This is a genomic window from Lysinibacillus sp. PWR01, assembly GCF_043359455.1.
GTDB classification, from domain to species: domain Bacteria; phylum Bacillota; class Bacilli; order Bacillales_A; family Planococcaceae; genus Lysinibacillus; species Lysinibacillus fusiformis_F.
Genome location: NZ_JBHERJ010000088.1, coordinates 16144 through 33368, shown reverse-complemented (window position 1 = coordinate 33368; position 17225 = coordinate 16144). Strand labels below are relative to the sequence as shown.

16 protein-coding genes and 1 pseudogene are annotated in these 17225 nt (G+C 33.3%); all 17 read left to right on the top strand.

Annotated features, from left to right (window positions below; translation table 11 throughout):
* Positions 1-88 precede the first annotated feature (88 nt).
* The gene (locus tag ACEVFT_RS19750) at positions 89-868 is read left to right on the top strand and encodes a hypothetical protein (RefSeq protein WP_393951067.1); all 780 of its coding nucleotides are present in this window, start codon (positions 89-91) and stop codon (positions 866-868) included.
* Positions 869-889: 21 nt separating this feature from the next.
* On the top strand, positions 890-1570 hold the full coding sequence (locus tag ACEVFT_RS19745; RefSeq protein ID WP_393951066.1) for a hypothetical protein: 681 nt from the start codon (positions 890-892) through the stop codon (positions 1568-1570).
* A gap of 270 nt (positions 1571-1840) precedes the next feature.
* Positions 1841-2395, top strand: a complete 555-nt coding sequence (locus tag ACEVFT_RS19740) for a restriction endonuclease (RefSeq protein ID WP_393951065.1) — start codon at positions 1841-1843, stop codon at positions 2393-2395.
* A gap of 496 nt (positions 2396-2891) precedes the next feature.
* Positions 2892-3473, top strand: coding sequence for a tyrosine-type recombinase/integrase (locus ACEVFT_RS19735; protein ID WP_393951064.1), 582 nt, complete (start codon positions 2892-2894; stop codon positions 3471-3473).
* A 65-nt stretch (positions 3474-3538) separates the two neighbouring features.
* Positions 3539-4111: a hypothetical protein gene (locus tag ACEVFT_RS19730; RefSeq protein ID WP_393951063.1), complete on the top strand. Its 573-nt coding sequence runs from the start codon at positions 3539-3541 to the stop codon at positions 4109-4111.
* A 302-nt stretch (positions 4112-4413) separates the two neighbouring features.
* Complete coding sequence (locus ACEVFT_RS19725) at positions 4414-5259, top strand: hypothetical protein (RefSeq protein WP_393951062.1); 846 nt, start codon at positions 4414-4416, stop codon at positions 5257-5259.
* A 141-nt stretch (positions 5260-5400) separates the two neighbouring features.
* The gene (locus tag ACEVFT_RS19720; protein ID WP_393951061.1) at positions 5401-7518 is read left to right on the top strand and encodes an AAA family ATPase; all 2118 of its coding nucleotides are present in this window, start codon (positions 5401-5403) and stop codon (positions 7516-7518) included.
* On the top strand, positions 7505-8671 hold the full coding sequence (locus ACEVFT_RS19715) for a hypothetical protein (RefSeq protein ID WP_393951060.1): 1167 nt from the start codon (positions 7505-7507) through the stop codon (positions 8669-8671). Before ACEVFT_RS19720 ends, ACEVFT_RS19715 begins: the two co-directional genes overlap by 14 nt.
* 406 nt (positions 8672-9077) lie before the next feature.
* Positions 9078-9203 (top strand): annotated as a pseudogene (locus tag ACEVFT_RS19710) (nucleoside-diphosphate kinase); the annotation flags it as partial.
* A gap of 239 nt (positions 9204-9442) precedes the next feature.
* Positions 9443-10591: a thiolase family protein gene (locus tag ACEVFT_RS19705; protein ID WP_393951059.1), complete on the top strand. Its 1149-nt coding sequence runs from the start codon at positions 9443-9445 to the stop codon at positions 10589-10591.
* Positions 10592-10606: 15 nt separating this feature from the next.
* Positions 10607-11374: a 3-hydroxyacyl-CoA dehydrogenase gene (locus ACEVFT_RS19700; RefSeq protein WP_393951058.1), complete on the top strand. Its 768-nt coding sequence runs from the start codon at positions 10607-10609 to the stop codon at positions 11372-11374.
* 71 nt (positions 11375-11445) lie between these two features.
* Entirely contained in the window at positions 11446-13071 is a 1626-nt protein-coding gene (locus ACEVFT_RS19695; RefSeq protein ID WP_393951057.1) for a long-chain fatty acid--CoA ligase, read from the top strand.
* 124 nt (positions 13072-13195) lie between these two features.
* Positions 13196-13426, top strand: coding sequence for a hypothetical protein (locus tag ACEVFT_RS19690; RefSeq protein WP_205442363.1), 231 nt, complete (start codon positions 13196-13198; stop codon positions 13424-13426).
* 84 nt (positions 13427-13510) lie between these two features.
* Positions 13511-14284 (top strand): CheR family methyltransferase, encoded by a 774-nt coding sequence (locus tag ACEVFT_RS19685; protein WP_205442364.1) that lies wholly within the window; start codon positions 13511-13513, stop codon positions 14282-14284.
* A gap of 287 nt (positions 14285-14571) precedes the next feature.
* On the top strand, positions 14572-15753 hold the full coding sequence (gene aroC, locus ACEVFT_RS19680) for a chorismate synthase (protein ID WP_342443017.1): 1182 nt from the start codon (positions 14572-14574) through the stop codon (positions 15751-15753).
* A 3-nt stretch (positions 15754-15756) separates the two neighbouring features.
* On the top strand, positions 15757-16848 hold the full coding sequence (aroB, locus tag ACEVFT_RS19675) for a 3-dehydroquinate synthase (RefSeq protein ID WP_393951056.1): 1092 nt from the start codon (positions 15757-15759) through the stop codon (positions 16846-16848).
* Positions 16845-17213, top strand: a complete 369-nt coding sequence (gene aroH / locus ACEVFT_RS19670) for a chorismate mutase (protein WP_205442368.1) — start codon at positions 16845-16847, stop codon at positions 17211-17213. The genes aroB and aroH overlap by 4 nt, the downstream gene beginning before the upstream one ends.
* Positions 17214-17225 lie beyond the last annotated feature (12 nt).

The following is a 17225-nucleotide window of genomic DNA, read 5'->3' as shown; positions in this document are numbered from 1 at the left end:
AGTAAGTATATTGGAATATCGAAAGAGTATGATATAGTCAAGCAAATAGTTTTCAGTATGTTGGAAGAAATTTTGATGTACACTTGAAATGATAGGAGATGGGGAAATAATGATTAATTATATAGTAGATTTAAACAAAGAACTTATTAGAAGCCTATCAGATTCAAAGTATAAGAGTAATACAGGATTAGATATTTTAGATTTTTTAAAAGTAATTAGTGAGGAAATAGATAAATTAGAAACTCTATATTTATTACCTAATGATAGATATGATTTCGTAATTGTTAGAGAGAATTTTAGGAAATTAAAAGCAATGACAAATATAAGTGGAGTTATCTACCCTCGGATTATTCAATTAAGTGAAAAATTAATCCAAATTTTATATAACTATGGAAGTATTGATTGGCAAGAAAATAGTAGAAATTTTGATTTTTTACATGATGGTGATTTGAAATCAATTATTGAAAGGGACTATAGAGAATTAATTACTATTCTTTTACCCGATGGTGCTTGGAAAAGCGTAGTTATAATGTCTGGTAGTATTTTGGAAGCTATTTTATTTGATGTTTTAACTAATCCTATATATTCATCGAAAGCCTTAATTAGTCCTAAAGCACCTAGAAATAAAGATAAAGTAGTACAGATTGATAGTTGGAAACTAAAGAATTTAATCGAAGTAGCAGAGGATATTTTAGTATTACCTCCACAGCGAATAAAATCAATTGACCAGGTTTTAAGGGATTATAGAAATTTTGTTCATCCAAAAAAAGAAATAAAATCAAGCCACCAATGTACGGAAGCAGAAGCTTTAATGGCAAAAGGCGGATTAGATGGAGTATGTAATCATTTATCAAAAATTATTAATTAAAGATAAATAGGAGATAATAAAATGGACTTAAAACTATGGATACATGCATTTGATGAAATTGCTAAACATTCTAATGACAAAATCGTAGAATTTTCCAATAAATTAGCAGTAAGTAATACTATGAAAAGATTTTTTTATAGAACATTTGACACAATGAAACCTTTCCCAAGTTTTGAAGATTTCACAGTATCAATAGCTATGGAGTTATTAGATAAGGGAAGTAAAATTAGTATAGAAAATATAATTTCATATAGTGACGCAGTTTATGATAAATGGCTTGAGAATATAATTTTAGATGATAGGTCTAGGGAGTACTTAATTAAGATAGGGAAAAGTCCGCTTGAAATGAGGGGCAATCAAAAATCATATGAGGAATTATTAATATTATTAAAAAATCGAACAGAATTAGGAAAAACGTTCTTTAAAAGTTACAATACAATGTGTTTAGATTCGTATATTAAGGTATATCTTCCTAATGAAAATGGAATAGTTGATTGGAAAGAAGAAAGAAGCATTAATATAATGGTTAATACCTTTAAAGGATTTGAACTTGGATTCTTTAGAATTGGTTATGATTACAAATACTTTACAGGAGAATCCCTAACTATTGTGACTTATTCAGAAAGTGAAAAATATGAATGTGCAGCATTTCATGGGAAAAAAATCGGTAAAATAACTGATAAAATTATTTGGGCAAGATAATATAAGTATTTGGTGGTTCTATTATTTTTTGAAGTAAAGTTAGATGAATTTGATAAAGTAGAAAAATTGTTACAACAGTTCTTCATTTGTTCCTAGTAATTTCTATTTAATTCAGTTTAATAATACATGTATTAGAGTTACTTCTGAATTTATAGTAAATATTTAAAGGCTAGGCAATTAAATAGATTATAAAAGGGGTAAGGGAAGTAGGACAGTATACGTGAATATACACAGATAATAATTGTATTAGTGATTGAAGGAGAATAGAGTATGTTTATTCCAGTTAAAGATGCTTATTTAGAATTAACTCCAGAAGAGTTTGAACGTTACTCTTTAGATTTATTATTTGAACAAACCCAGAATCTTGAAAACTTAGTGTTTGAACATAATAGAATAATTGAAGCTCATGATGGTAATTATCAAATAGATGGTTATATAGAATTTACATTTATGGGTCTTAAATATAAAACTCTTGTTGAATGTAAGCATTATAAATCAGCTATAACTAGAGAAAAAGTACAGATATTACATACGAAAATTCAGTCGTTAGGAGCACAAAAAGGAATATTAATTTCTACATCGAATTTTCAAAGTGGAGCAATAGAATATGCAAAAATTCATGGTATTGCATTAATACAATTAACAGAGGCAGGTATTGATTATGAGGTACGAGATAGGATGAATGTAATTATGGCACATAGTAGAATGCCATTTAATTATGGGAAGCCATATTGTGGAGTATTGATTGCTAAGGGAGATGTCGGTATTACTTGTTCTTATCTAAGTAGAAGTAACATATCACTAGAAGAATTTTTACAAAATTAACATTAACTTTTGAGAAATGATTTATTTCAGTGAAAATTTTGCATCTAAGTAAATTAACTTGTTATTAAAAGTTGAAAATAATATTGAGCTATCCTCATTATAGATGTACACAAAATAATTCCATTTGATAATCAATTGATATACAATGGTATTAGTTAGGTGAACCAAGTTCGTAAGTATGTACTACTCCCTAGCGGAGAAATACTAGAAATTCTAACCTTTAATTCTTCTTAATTTAGCTACTGTATGTTTGGAGAAATTATTTTCTTAAAATTAACTAAATACTAATTGTAAAAATCTCTGTGGATGTTGCAGAGATTTTTTGTTTGTGCAAACTATTTACTATATGGGGTACTATCAATGAATGTATGCTTTTTTATATTAGCATACATATAAAATATTGATATGAAGACATTCTATTATTGATACTCTATCAAATGTATGGTAATTTAAAAATAATTAAAATAGCATACATTGTAAAGGGGGTAAAAAAATCATGGCTAATTTGAATGAAAAGAAAGGCATGTTAATTGATGTACAACCCATAAAAAGTAAAAGAGAAGTTAATGAATTAATCGAAGCACTAGGAATGTCACAAAATGGATTACGTGACCAGCTTTTATTCAAATTAGGTGTTTCAACAGGGTTGCGCTGTGGCGACTTAGTGGCTTTGAAAGTGGAACAAGTGAAAGGCAAATCTTCATTCAAGATTCGTGAAGGTAAAACGAAGAAGGAAAGAACTGTTTATTTAAACAACTTAATGGCTGATATTGCAGATTATATTGAAACACTACCAGTCGATGCTATTTATTTGTTCCCTAGTCGCAAAGGTGATAGTCATATCACTACGACACAGGCTTATCGTATTATTGCTAAAGCTGGCGAGATGATAGGCAACCATTCAATCGGCACACATACAATGCGGAAAACGTTCGGCTACACGTACTATCAAGCAACTAAAGATGTAGCAACGTTGATGGAGATATTTAATCACTCCTCACAAAAGACTACATTGCGTTATATTGGCATTACAGAAGAAGCGATTGAAAATAGTATAAAGAGTATTTCGTTCTTTTAATGACTCTATCGCTTTAAAAGGTATATTACAATTTACAAATATCTGTGAAGAAGAGGGTTAAATAAGTGAAAATTGAAGAAATCATATTATTTGTAATAGGAGCTATATGTTTTTATTTTGTTTTAAGTGAAAAATACAAATCCAAAGAGGTTTTTAGGGATATTATATTTACAATACTCCTTATTGATTTGTACTTTTTTGCGGTATTAGAAGTTATAGAACCTAATGAAACTTTGTTGAAAGGAGGGATTTACGAGGGTTACCTTTCACTTCTTCCGTTTGTATTAATAGCCTTTGTATTAATTATTATGATTTGGAGTTTTGGAAATAAATTGAAAGAGGAAAAACAAGTTACTTATCTAATTTGGATGCTTAGTTACATAGTATTAATATTTTCATTTATTTACTTCCTTATTTACGATAATAACAAGTGCGCATTTATGTATGTTGAAAATACTGAATGGTACGAACTCGCTTTTGATTTTCTTTACTATTCATTTAGTAGGGGATTAACGTTTGGTGGAGGAACAATAGAACCGATGTCTTTTTTAGCAAAGTTATGTTCAATGGTTCAAACTGTGATATTTTATTTTATTATAGGAAAAGCGTTAGTTAATTATAATGAAATTAAAAAGTAAGAATGTTTTCCGATATTTAGATGATGAAGAAATATTTCAAGTTACCTACTAAAATCAAAGAGAAATAAAACGAACGAGAATATACTTGTGAAGTTTGAATTTTATTATAAAATCTGGTGGGTTTCACACTTTAGATAGTGTGACTGTAAGTGAATTCGAAAGCGATATAAACACATGTTTATATCGTTTTTTTATTGGAAAATGGTATAGTTAACTTACAAATATTTCTTGGTGATATTGGGCGTTTACAGAATAGTTTTAACAGATGCCTTAATATAAGATGTAAAAAGGGGGAAGTAGAGATGGAAGGATTAAAATTGAAAGTTTTAGAAGATATCAAAAAAACAGGATTCCCGTTTGAACTTAAAGTGGCTAAAAAGTTTGAAGATTTAAAATGGAGGGTTCTACATAGTTTATATTATATTGATAAAGACCAAAACATCGGCAGAGAAGTGGATTTGAAATGTCACAAACATATGTCTCAATTTTCAGATGATAGGGATTGTTTAGAATATACGTATAATATGGTAGTGGAGATAAAGCAATCTAAAGAAAAACCGTGGGTTTTTTTTACTAGTGATGATAAAAGGATACTTTTTCCAGGTCATCTTGCTAAAAATAAGAGCGCAAATAAGCTTCAAGAAGAAATGGGGTATGACACTATTGAAATATCTACTTTACGGAAGAGAGAATTATATCATAAAACTACAGCAAAGTCTTCATATATAGCACTATCTTCCAACAAGCGAGATGATATATATAAAGCTTTAAGTACATCTGTTAAGGCACTAGTACATTTTAAGGAAACTTGTTATGCAACATTGGATAATAGTGATAATGGAGATTTACTTTTTGAATCATTTAATCCGGTTGTAATCGTGGATGGAGAGTTATATGAAGCATATTTAACCGAAGAAGATGAGGTTGAAATTAAAGATAGTAAATATATTCAAGTTGCTTTTAACTATGTTTCACCTAATTATTTTTCTTCTGTTGATGAAGATAATAATGAATTTTTGGTTCATGTCGTGCATTTTGATTACCTTGAACAATTTATAGTGGATTTTGAGAAACTACATTCTACAAAAATATTTAACAAACTTAAGAAGAAGATTAATAAGTTGATGGGTAAAGATGCTTTTAAATAGTTAAAATAGCAGGGGCGCTTTGAAGCCTTTTTATCCAGTTGCTTTTCTTAGAAATAATAAGTTTTCATGTAATCAATGTCGTTATAGAATGAAAATAGTTAAATTAGGTATATTAATACTTTTGATATTTGGAGAGGTTTTATGAAAATATTATATTGTTATATAGAAAAATATAAGGAAATTAAAAATCAACAATTTAATTTAAATAGTAAATTCAAGTTTTCTCTTAATAAAAGTTCAAATGAATTCCATATAAATTTTAATCAGAAATATATAGACAATTTTTTTAGTGATACTAATGAAATAGATTTAATTGCTTTAGTTGGGAAAAATGGTGTTGGGAAATCTTCAATTTTAAATTTAATACAACATTTATTCTTTACAGGTTTTGTTGTCAGAGAATCCCAAAATATAAATTATAATAATATATTTGCAACAGAAGAAAATAATCTTATAAAAATATATATACCTAATTCTATGTTAGAAAAATTAAGTATATATGTTGAAAATAAACTCATAGATATCAAGGAATCATATATACGGTTAAATGAAGGCATTTCAATCGAATTTATAATGTATGATGTAAAATCAAATATCGGGATAATAGAAAATAAAAATAATAAAATAATTGGTCCAAAATTGTCTAAGGGAACAACTTTAATTTATTATTCAAACCAATATGACTTTAATTGGAATAAAAAGGTGCTGAATAATGGTATAGATTATAAAGATATATCATTAAATAATAGAATTTATGAAGATATTAATTTAAATAATAATTATTTTAATTATGAGTCACATATACAAAATCCAGATAACAGATTTGTAATCAGCTCATCACAAAAATATTTAAATAACGATATAAGAAATAAAATGTTGTTTTTATCTAATCTGGAAAATCGAAAATATATTGAGGATTTTTTAGATATTCCACCGTATATATATATATCTTTAGATTATATGTCTTCTCAAAATAAAAGGTTTTTCTTGGATATTGAGAAAGAGAAGCTATTAAGATATGAAAGAGATTCCATACAAAACTTTTCGATTGAAAATTTGATTTACTCACTGTTAGATGAAAATATAGAATTTAAAGATAAGGCAAAAAGTGTTTTTTTAAAAAGGATTATAGATAGTTATTTTACTGATATAGAAAAATTTCTATTTTTTAAATTAAGTATCGAAAAATTTAAAGAATTTGAAGGAAAAATTGTTAACCAAGGTTTAAAACTAGAAATAAATAAATATTTAATATACTTTTCTGAATTATTCTGTAATTTTATTATTGAGAATAATAAAGTTGGTGATATTGAAATGAATAAATTCCAAGAAAGGTTTTTAAAAATAACTGACACTTATGTGAATTTTATTGAATTTCTAATAACAGACTTTTTCTTTCAGGATGAAGTAAGCTTTGAAAAGGTTTTTGTAGATAAAAATAAGGAAAACACAGACGGTGTATTATCTTTATTTGTAGCAGAAGAAGCAGAATTAAAAATTGCTACAACTATTGAAAATACTCCATTAATCAATAATTTCATTAATGAGTACATAAAATTAGACACTGCTACACAGTCTCTAGTATTTAAATGGGGAGAACTAAGTACTGGAGAGGAAAATTTATTTACATTTATATCGGAAATGGAAAAAAGCTTGGAAGAATCTATGAATGAAAAAGTCATAATATTAATTGACGAGGGAGATTTAACTTTACATCCTGAGTGGCAAAGAAAATATATTAATATTTTGATAGAACTAATAAATAAAAAAATATGTGATAAGCAAATCCAAATAATTATAACTACACATTCACCTTTAATAATGTCTGATTTGCCTATTGGAAATACGGTAATGTTAGAAAAGAATAAGTACAGTATAGGTATTGAAGTACAAAATACTGGATTAGAAAACAGTTTTGCTGCTAATATACACGATTTATATAAAAAAGGGCAATTTTTAGAATCTACTACGGGTGAATTTGCAATTAAAAAAATCGAAGAAACGTTACAATTTCTTAACTCAAAAGATGATATTGATTTAAGAGAATATCGTAATTTGTATGAAAGAGCATTAAAGATTATTAAACTAATTGGTGAACCAATCATTCAAAAACAATTAATGTATTTACTAGAAGAGAAAAAGAATACTTACCTGAATAGAAAAGACGAAAATATTAACATTTTAGATTATTTGAAACAAATGCAAGAAAGCATAAAAAATGAAATAAATATTTTGGAGAATCAAAATGATTTTAATTAATGTAAATAAAGAAGAAATAGCAGAGAAACATTTAAATGCATTAAAAAACAGAGTAATAAATAGAATACAAAATCAATATTCGAAGTTTACTCCAGATGGACGATTTAATGAATATAAAAAACTACTAGATTATTTTAATAAAAATTTAAATACGCTGTTAGTAGGAGAACTAAATGATTTAAAACAAGTAATAACAAAAATTGAAAAAGATATTTATATTTCTTCTTCAAAATTAAAATCGATTTTAACGAAACGAGAGCAAGAAAGGGTAACTGCTCGTGATGGTACATTAAGAAGTTTCATTCAAAGAAATAATCTAGAGCCCTATTTAGATAAAATTAGAACAATTGAATATAATAATCTAGGGGAATTTAAAACGGATATAAATAAATTAATTGAAATGCAAACTTTATCAATAGCTAATACAAATAAAGAAATGACGTTTGAAGAAGCTATATTTGAAATATTTTCATATAATGATTTTTCAGAATTTAAAAAAGACAGAACCAACGTATGGGACGCATATGAATACACCTCGTATTTAAATAATGATGTTTGCCCGTACTGTGATAGACAATTTACCTTTACGTTTATAGATTTAAAAAGAGAAAAACGTGCTAGGGCAGTTCTAGACCATTTTTATTCAAAATCATTATATCCATATTTATCAATCGCAATTTTTAATTTAATACCTTGCTGCCATGTTTGTAATAGTACTTTTAAATTGAACAGAGATTTATATAATAATGAAATTGTTTATCCCTTTGAAGAAGAATTTCATAACAATGTAGAGTTTAGAGTGAAAAATTTATCTTATAAATCATTAGTAGGGTTGGACGCGAATATAGAAATTTTTTTAAAAGTAATAACTGCTGATGAAGAATTAAAAGAAAAAATTGATAAATCTATTGAGTTATTTTCTTTAAACGAAATTTATACAGCTCATAATGTTTATGTTAAGTCTTTAATTCGTAATTTATATATAAACAGCGAGGGGAGAATAAATGAAATTCTAAATCATAGTGGATTATTTAATGATATAAAAGAAATAGAGGACATTCTTTTTTTAGGTATGAATCGGGAAGTTAATCTAGGTAAACAAGTTCTATCAAAATTAACATTTGATATTATTAAACAATATAAATTGGAATAAATAAAATTATCATCTTTAAACAAAATATAGACTGTAATAATTTTTGTCTAGGTTTAGATACAGTGAATTTTTAATGTCGTTATCTATTTTGAAATAACCGTGAAACCTCTTGGATGTTGGGGTCTTTAAACCATGTTCATAAATACGATTTTCTCCACTAGGGAAAATCGTTGTAAGGATAGGTAGAGTATTGATAAAAAGGAAGATGCTTAGTGAAAAATAATTTTATTATAAGGAAATTTCTTTCTTATACTTTTTTTAAACTTGTAAACTTAGCTATAAGTAATGTATATTTACTATTTATAGAGGGTAAAAATTTGGTTATATTTTAGTTATTTTCGTTTATTTCGAAGAACCCATGATATTAGTGATTTCGTAGACAATAGTTAAAGTCAATTTTCTTGGTAGCTACCCAGGTACAATCCGTGGTGACTACGCAACAACTGTTTCTCACAACATCATCCACGGTTCTGACTCTCTTGCTTCTGCAGAGCGCGAAATCGGCTTATTCTTCGGTGAAGATTTAGTTTAATTTCGAATAGATTAGGCAATCTCAATTTTGGGATTGCTTTTTTTATTGTCAAAAAGGTGGGCTGGGTAGTGTGCAGCATATTATTCCAACAAATAATCTATTCCTAGATACATATAGAATTGTTAAAAACTTCTTACTCATGTACAATAAATGATGTAATATTCTGATAATTAAGTTAGGAATAGTTTAGTAGACTCGTCAATACACTGTGAGGATGACGAGGAAAAGGGGTTATGAACATGAGAGAAGTGGTAATTGTAGCAGCTGTGAGAACTGCTGTAGGTCGAAGTAGGGGTGCGTTAAGTCAAGTTCGAGCAGATGATTTAGCAGCGGATGTGTTACAGGAGGCTGTAAAACGTGCAGGGATTGAGAAGGCACAAGTAGATGATGTCATTTTGGGCTGTGTGACGCAAACAGCTGAACAAGGGGCAAATATTGCGCGGACCTCATTATTAATGGCTGGTTTCCCGGATAGTGTGCCAGGGGTAACCATTGATCGCCAATGTGGTTCAAGCCAACAAGCCGTACACTTCGCAGCACAGGCCATTTTAGCGGGGGATATGGATATTGTCATTGCTGGTGGTGTAGAAAGCATGTCAAGAGTACCGATGGGCTCAAACATGCAACATGCACATGCTAGTAAACGCTTACAGGAAAATTATGATATTATCCATCAAGGATTATCAGCAGAGAAAATCGCCTCCCAATGGTCTTTATCAAAAGAACAGTTAAACAGCTATGCTTATCAAAGCCATCAACGGGCGCTTTCTGCCATTGAAGCGGGTCATTTCCAAGCTGAAATACTACCTATTCAAGTTACACAAGAAGATGGCTCTGTGACAACATTTGCTGTTGATGAGGGTCCTCGTGCAGAAACAACCGTTGACATTTTAAACGGGTTAAAAACTGTTTTTCAAGAGAATGGCGTGATTACTGCGGGCAATGCGAGCCAAATGAGTGATGGGGCATCAGCTGTAGTCGTGATGGCATTGGATAAAGCACAAGAATTGGGCATTCAACCACTCGCTAAAATTGTGACAAGAGTGGTCGTGGGCTCTGATCCAACATTAATGCTAACAGGGCCAATCGAGGCTACTAGAAAAGCATTAGAACGGTCAGGTCTCAACATAGAGGATATCGACACATATGAGGTAAATGAAGCCTTTGCACCTGTGCCACTCGTATGGCTGCATGAAATAGGAGGAGACCCTCAGAAACTCAATCCTGCTGGCGGAGCAATTGCACTGGGACATCCATTAGGGGCAACGGGTACGAAATTGTTAACGACGATGCTTTATCGCATGGAGCGCGAGAATTTTCGTTACGGCTTGTTGGCGATTTGTGAGGGCATGGGAATGGCCAATGCCACGATCATTGAAAAAATGTAAAAGGGGATATGTCTGATGAAAGAACATGAAGTGGTGGCCGTCATAACAGGGGGTGCCTCAGGTTTAGGAGAGGCAACCGTTCGTAAACTGATAGGACAGGGTGGCAAAGCGATTATATTTGATGTCAATGATGAGCGTGGACAAGCTCTAGTGGAGGAATTAGGTCAAAATGTCCTTTATGCACGAGTGGATGTCACAAAGGAAGAGGACGTGGCGGCAGGCCTTGAGCAGGCTGTTGCAGCTTTTGGTAAGGTCAATGTTGCAGTGAACTGTGCTGGTATTGCAGATGCGAGTAAAGTTATTTCCAAGCGTGGTATACATGCCCTTGCTCTATTTGAAAAAGTGATTGCTGTTAATTTAGTTGGTACGTTTAATGTCATCCGCCTAGTTGCGGATAAAATGCAGCATAATGAACCAAATGAAGATGGACAGCGTGGCGTCATTATTAATACTGCGTCTGTGGCTGCATTTGATGGCCAAATTGGACAAGCTGCTTATAGCGCGTCAAAAGGTGGCGTAGCGGCGATGACGTTGCCAATTGCAAGAGAGCTTGCGGAAATCGGTGTCCGTGTGATGACGATTGCGCCAGGATTAATTGAAACACCGATGTTTGCTTCGTTACCTGAGCCTGCAAGAACGGCTCTTGCTCAAATGACACCGTTTCCTAAGCGACTTGGTAAACCTTCGGAATATGCCCTTTTGGTTGAAAATATTATCCACAATGGCTTGTTAAATGGAGAGGTCATTCGTCTAGATGGTGCCATTCGCATGCAACCTAGGTAACGGCAAAATCTAGTTTAAATAGTTTTAGTCTTGATCGTTTCAAAAAATCGTAGATGAAGGGAAGCGGTATAATGCATATGATGGATACACCCTTATTATTAACAAGTTTTTTGAATCGCGCAGAACGATTTTTTCACTCAAAGAAAATTTATTCTCGAACAAGCGCCACTACTATTCATGAGTTCACGTATAAAGAATATGTCAAACGGACTCGCCAATTAGCTGATGCTCTGACGAAGCTAGGAATGGAGCGAGGAATGAAGGTGGGCACATTTGCTTGGAACCACCACCGTCATTTGGAAGCCTATTTTGCTGTACCATGTGCTGGCGCAGTATTGCATATGATTAATATTCGATTAGCCCCTGAGCATATTGCCTATGTCATCAATCATGCCGAGGATGAAATTTTATTAATAGATGATAATCTGGTGCCATTGATTGCACCAATCGTATCTCAGCTGAAAACGGTCAAGCATTTTATCATTATGGGTGATGCTGTTGCAGTAGAAACGATACCGATCCCAAATGCTCTTTCCTATGAAGCGCTACTTGCAGAGGCAGATGAACATTTCACATTCCCAGATGATTTAGATGAAAATACACCTGCAGGCATGTGCTATACAAGTGCAACGACAGGTATGCCAAAGGGAGTTGTCTATACACATCGCAGTATTGTACTCCACAGTTTAACAGCTGGTCTTGCTGACAGTATTGCGATTTGTGAGTCAGATGTGGTGTTACCTGTTGTACCAATGTTCCATGCGAATGCATGGGGATTACCATTTGCAGGTGTCGCATTTGGTGCTACACAGGTTTTACCGGGTCCAATGTTTACACCACAGCTATTGCTTGAGTTATTTGATGTGTATAAAGTCACGTTGACAGCAGGTGTACCGACAATATGGCTGGGCGTTCTACAGGAGCAGCGTCAAAATCCTCGTGACCTATCGTCTATGCGATTAATTGTTTGTGGAGGTTCTGCCTCACCAATTGGTCTTGTCCGAGGCTTTGAACAAGAACTCAATATTCCGTACATGACAGGCTACGGTATGACCGAAACATCACCGCTTGTAAGCCTATCCACGTATTTAACACATATGGAGGACTATACGGCTGATGAAAAAATGAATGTTCGAATTACACAAGGCATGACCATGCCTCTTATTGATACACGGATTGTCAATGAAAATGGAGAAGTGCCTTGGGATGGCAAAACGATGGGAGAGCTAACGATCAGAGGTCCATGGATTGCCAATGAGTACTATCATGATGAACGAACGGAAGAAGCCTTTAAGGACGGCTGGCTCTACACAGGTGATATTGCCGTGATGACAACAGATGGCTATATAAAAATCACCGACCGTACAAAGGATTTAATTAAGAGTGGTGGCGAATGGATTTCTTCAGTCGAGCTTGAAAATGCATTAATGTCCCATCCAAAGGTCTTTGAGGCGGCTGTTATTGCCATTCCACATGAAAAGTGGCTGGAGCGACCATTAGCCTGCGTTGTAGCAAAGCCAGAATTTAAGGATTCGATTACTAAAGAAGAGTTACTAGAGAGTCTACAGCAACAATTCCATAAAACGTGGATTCCTGATGATATTGTCTTCATTGACGAAGTACCAAAAACGTCTGTAGGTAAATTCTTAAAGGCTAAATTACGAGAAGATTTAAAAGAGTACCGCATACAAGTCTAACGTTAATGGATAGAATGAGGGTGGTGAAAAACTACCTTCATTTTTTATTGGAATAAATTCCTGAAAAATGAAACTATTTTTCCATTTTGCCGTATAATCTTAGTAACGAAAGGATGTGGACGGATTGTCAATTGCCATTGTAGCGATAATTGGAGGCGTCATTATTTCTCTAGCTGGAATTTTTACAGACGCTCTTACAAGACAACAAAAAATAAAACTGAAGGCTGTTGAAAAAGAAGTAGAATTAGAAAAGCTTAGGTTAGAAACTTATACGATCGAAACAGAAAAAATGCGCCTTGAATTAGAACAGTCGAAAGTATTACTTTTAGAGGAAAAGCAAAACGCAAGCAAGTAGATGAGTATACATGAGAAAGACTATTTCAGGATTGGGACTTTTCCGCTATAATGGTAATACGACGCTAGAGGGGAAGATGACCATATGTCTGATTATGAACAGTTTATAGAAGGTATTAAGCGCAAAACAGGAATAGATTTAGCGTTATATAAAGAAGCGCAAATGAAAAGACGATTAACCTCTCTTTATGAGAAAAAGGGCTATCGTAATTTTGTAGACTTTCTAAAGGCACTTGAACAAGATCGTGATTTAATGAATGAATTTTTAGATCGTATGACGATCAATGTTTCTGAATTTTATCGCAATGGAAAGCGCTGGGAAGTATTACAAAAGAAAATATTTCCGAAGCTTTTACAAACAAATAAGCGTTTAAAAATTTGGAGTGCTGCTTGTTCAACAGGAGAAGAACCATATTCTTTAGTAATGGTATTATCTCAATTGGTGCCTTTATCTCAAATTCAAATTATTGCCACTGATTTAGATGAGAATGTGATACAAAAAGCGAAGTTAGGTGTCTACCCTGAACGCTCTTTAGCCGAGGTGCCAAATGACATTAAAGCAAAGTATTTTGAACAAGAAGGCTCCTTCTATCGTGTGAAGGATGAAATTAAGCGTTGTGTAACCTTTAAGAAACATAATTTATTGAATGACTCTTATGACAGCAATTATGATTTAATTGTTTGTCGCAATGTCATGATTTATTTTACAGAAGAAGCGAAAGATCAAATTTATAATAATTTTAGTAAGGCACTACGCAAGGACGGCGTTTTATTTGTTGGATCGACAGAGCAAATCTTTAATCCAGCACGTTATGAGTTTGATGTAGAAGACACATTCTTCTATCGCAAAAATAATTAATAATATGGATGAAAAGCTTTGTACAAATGACACAATTAGTCATGTACATATAGTTGGCCAAGCATTAAACATAGATATTTCATACGCTTTTCGCTTATCATAAGCAAAGGCGTATTTTTTATAAAATTTAGCTAGTGTTTTTTTATAACTGCGGTTCAGAATATTCACATTTAGATCTATGAAAATGGTAGGTACTTAAAAGACATTTGTAAAAGGACTGTTTTTTTAAAGAATATATGTTATAGTGAAAAATACATACTTTAGCGAGTTGAAGGGAGAAAGTGTTTATGCGTTACTTAACAGCAGGTGAGTCACATGGACCTCAATTAACGACAATTATTGAAGGTTTACCGTCACTCTTACCCATTACAGCAGAAAAAATTAACCACGATTTAAAACGACGCCAAGGAGGTCATGGACGTGGGCGCCGCATGCAAATCGAAACAGATACAGTAGAGATTGTTGCGGGTGTTCGTCATGGTCAGACACTTGGTTCTCCTGTTGCACTCGTTGTCACAAACGATGACTGGAAGCACTGGACTAAAATTATGGGAGCTGAGCCATTGGCTGATGATATCAATCCTGAAGATATCAAACGTCAAATTTCACGACCTCGACCAGGTCATGCCGATTTAGTTGGGGGCATGAAATATGGTCACCGTGATTTACGGAATGTATTAGAGCGTTCCTCTGCACGTGAAACAACTGTACGTGTAGCAGTTGGGTCAGTGGCAAAGGCTTTACTTAATGAACTAGGCATTTCCATTGTTGCACATGTTACAGAGATAGTGGGAATTAAGGCAGATACATCTTTAGTAGAAGGAAAAACAACAGAAGAAATTCGTGCCATAGTTGAAGCTGATCCTTGTTACTGTGTAGATCCAGTAGCCTCTGCCAAAATGGTTGAGGCCATTGATGAAGCGAAAAAAGCTGGTGATTCGATCGGTGGTGTTGTAGAGGTTATTGTAGAAGGCATGCCAGCTGGTGTAGGTTCTTATGTACATTATGATCGTAAGCTGGATGCGAAACTTGCAGCAGCTATGCTATCCATTAATGCTTTTAAAGGTGTAGAATTTGGACTTGGCTTTGAAATGGCACGTCGTAAAGGTTCTGAAGTGCATGATGAAATTATTTGGTCTGAAGAAGAAGGCTATACACGTGCAACCAATCGACTTGGTGGCTTAGAGGGCGGTATGTCTACAGGTATGCCTATTGTAGTACGTGGTGTGATGAAGCCAATTCCTACTTTATATAAACCATTACAAAGTGTAGATATCGAAACAAAAGAGCCGTTTAAAGCAAGCGTAGAGCGCTCTGATAGCTGTGCAGTACCTGCAGCATCTGTAGTTGCAGAGCATGTTATTGCCTGGGAAATAGCGAATGCTATTTTGGAGCAATTCCATAGTGATCAACTACCTCAATTACAAGCTCAAATTGACGAGCATCGTCAATATGCAAAGGGGTTCTGATTTATGCGTGTACCAGTGGCAACAAAATCGCATCAATATGAAGTTGTTCTTGGTCATCAATTTCTAACTGAAGCTGTGGAGGCATTTGCTGATAAACTTCAAAAAGCAGATAAGCTCTTTGTGTTTACAGATAGCAATGTATGGGCTGCACAGGGAGAGTACTTCAAAGCAAATTTCCCTTATCATTTTGAGGTCTTTATTTTGCCTGGTGGTGAAGCATGCAAAACCTTTGAACAATACAATGCTGCTCAAACATTTTTATTGGAACAAAAATGCTCACGAAAATCATTTATTTTTGCCTTTGGAGGAGGAGCAGTTGGTGATTTAACTGGCTTTGTTGCGGCAACCTATATGCGAGGGATTCCGTTTATTCAAATTCCAACAACCATTCTAGCGCATGATTCCGCAGTCGGTGGAAAAACAGCTATTAATCATCCACTAGGAAAAAATATGATTGGCGCATTTTATCAGCCTGAAGGTGTGATTTATGATACAGCGCTTTTAGAAAGTTTATCAGAGCGTGAGGTGCGTTCAGGAACAGCGGAGTTAATTAAGCATGCCATGATTTCTGACTCAGCTTGGTTAGAGGAATTAATGACAGCAGATTCTGTAATTCATTTTAATCAAAATGAACTAGCGAAGCAGCTAAAAAAGGGAATTGAAGTGAAAGCGCAAATTGTAGCTGAGGACGAAACAGAGCAATCCGTTCGCAAGTTTTTAAACTTAGGCCATACATATGGACATGCTATTGAAGCAGCTGCGGGTTATGGTAAAGTGGCACATGGTGAAGCTGTTATGATTGGGCTCGTCTACTGTCTTCTATTAAGTGAACGATATGGTGAACTAGAGCGAACGTTCACTCAAGCTTTTTTACAGTTTGCAGTGAAGAATGGCTATCCTTTTGAGGCTGTAAATGATTATTCATTTGAACAATTAACTAGCTACTTAATGAAAGATAAAAAAGCGGAATATGGCATTTTACAATTTGTTCTTCTAGAAAAAATTGGTAAACCTTTTGTGAAAGCCATTGATATAGAAGAATGTAAAGAAATAGATGCTGAATATAGACAGTTATTAGCGGAGGTGCTTGTATGATTCGTGGACTTAGAGGAGCAGTAACAATTGAATCTGACAAGCCAGAGCTTGTATGGGATGAGACAGCAAGATTAGTGCGTGAGGTTGTGGCAGCAAATAATGTGGAGATCGATGATATTGCATCGATCCTTATTTCTACAACGCCAGATATTACCTCAGCATTTCCTGCTCGTGCAGTACGTTTGATGGATGGCTGGCAATATGTCCCTGTTATGTGTACACATGAAATGGATGTGCCAGACGCATTACCATTATGTATTCGTATATTAATTCATGCGAACGTAGAGGTAGCCCAAAAAGATGTAAAGCACTTGTATCTCAATGATGCAGTGAAATTAAGACCAGATTTGGCTCAGGCTAAATAAGTAGAGGAGATG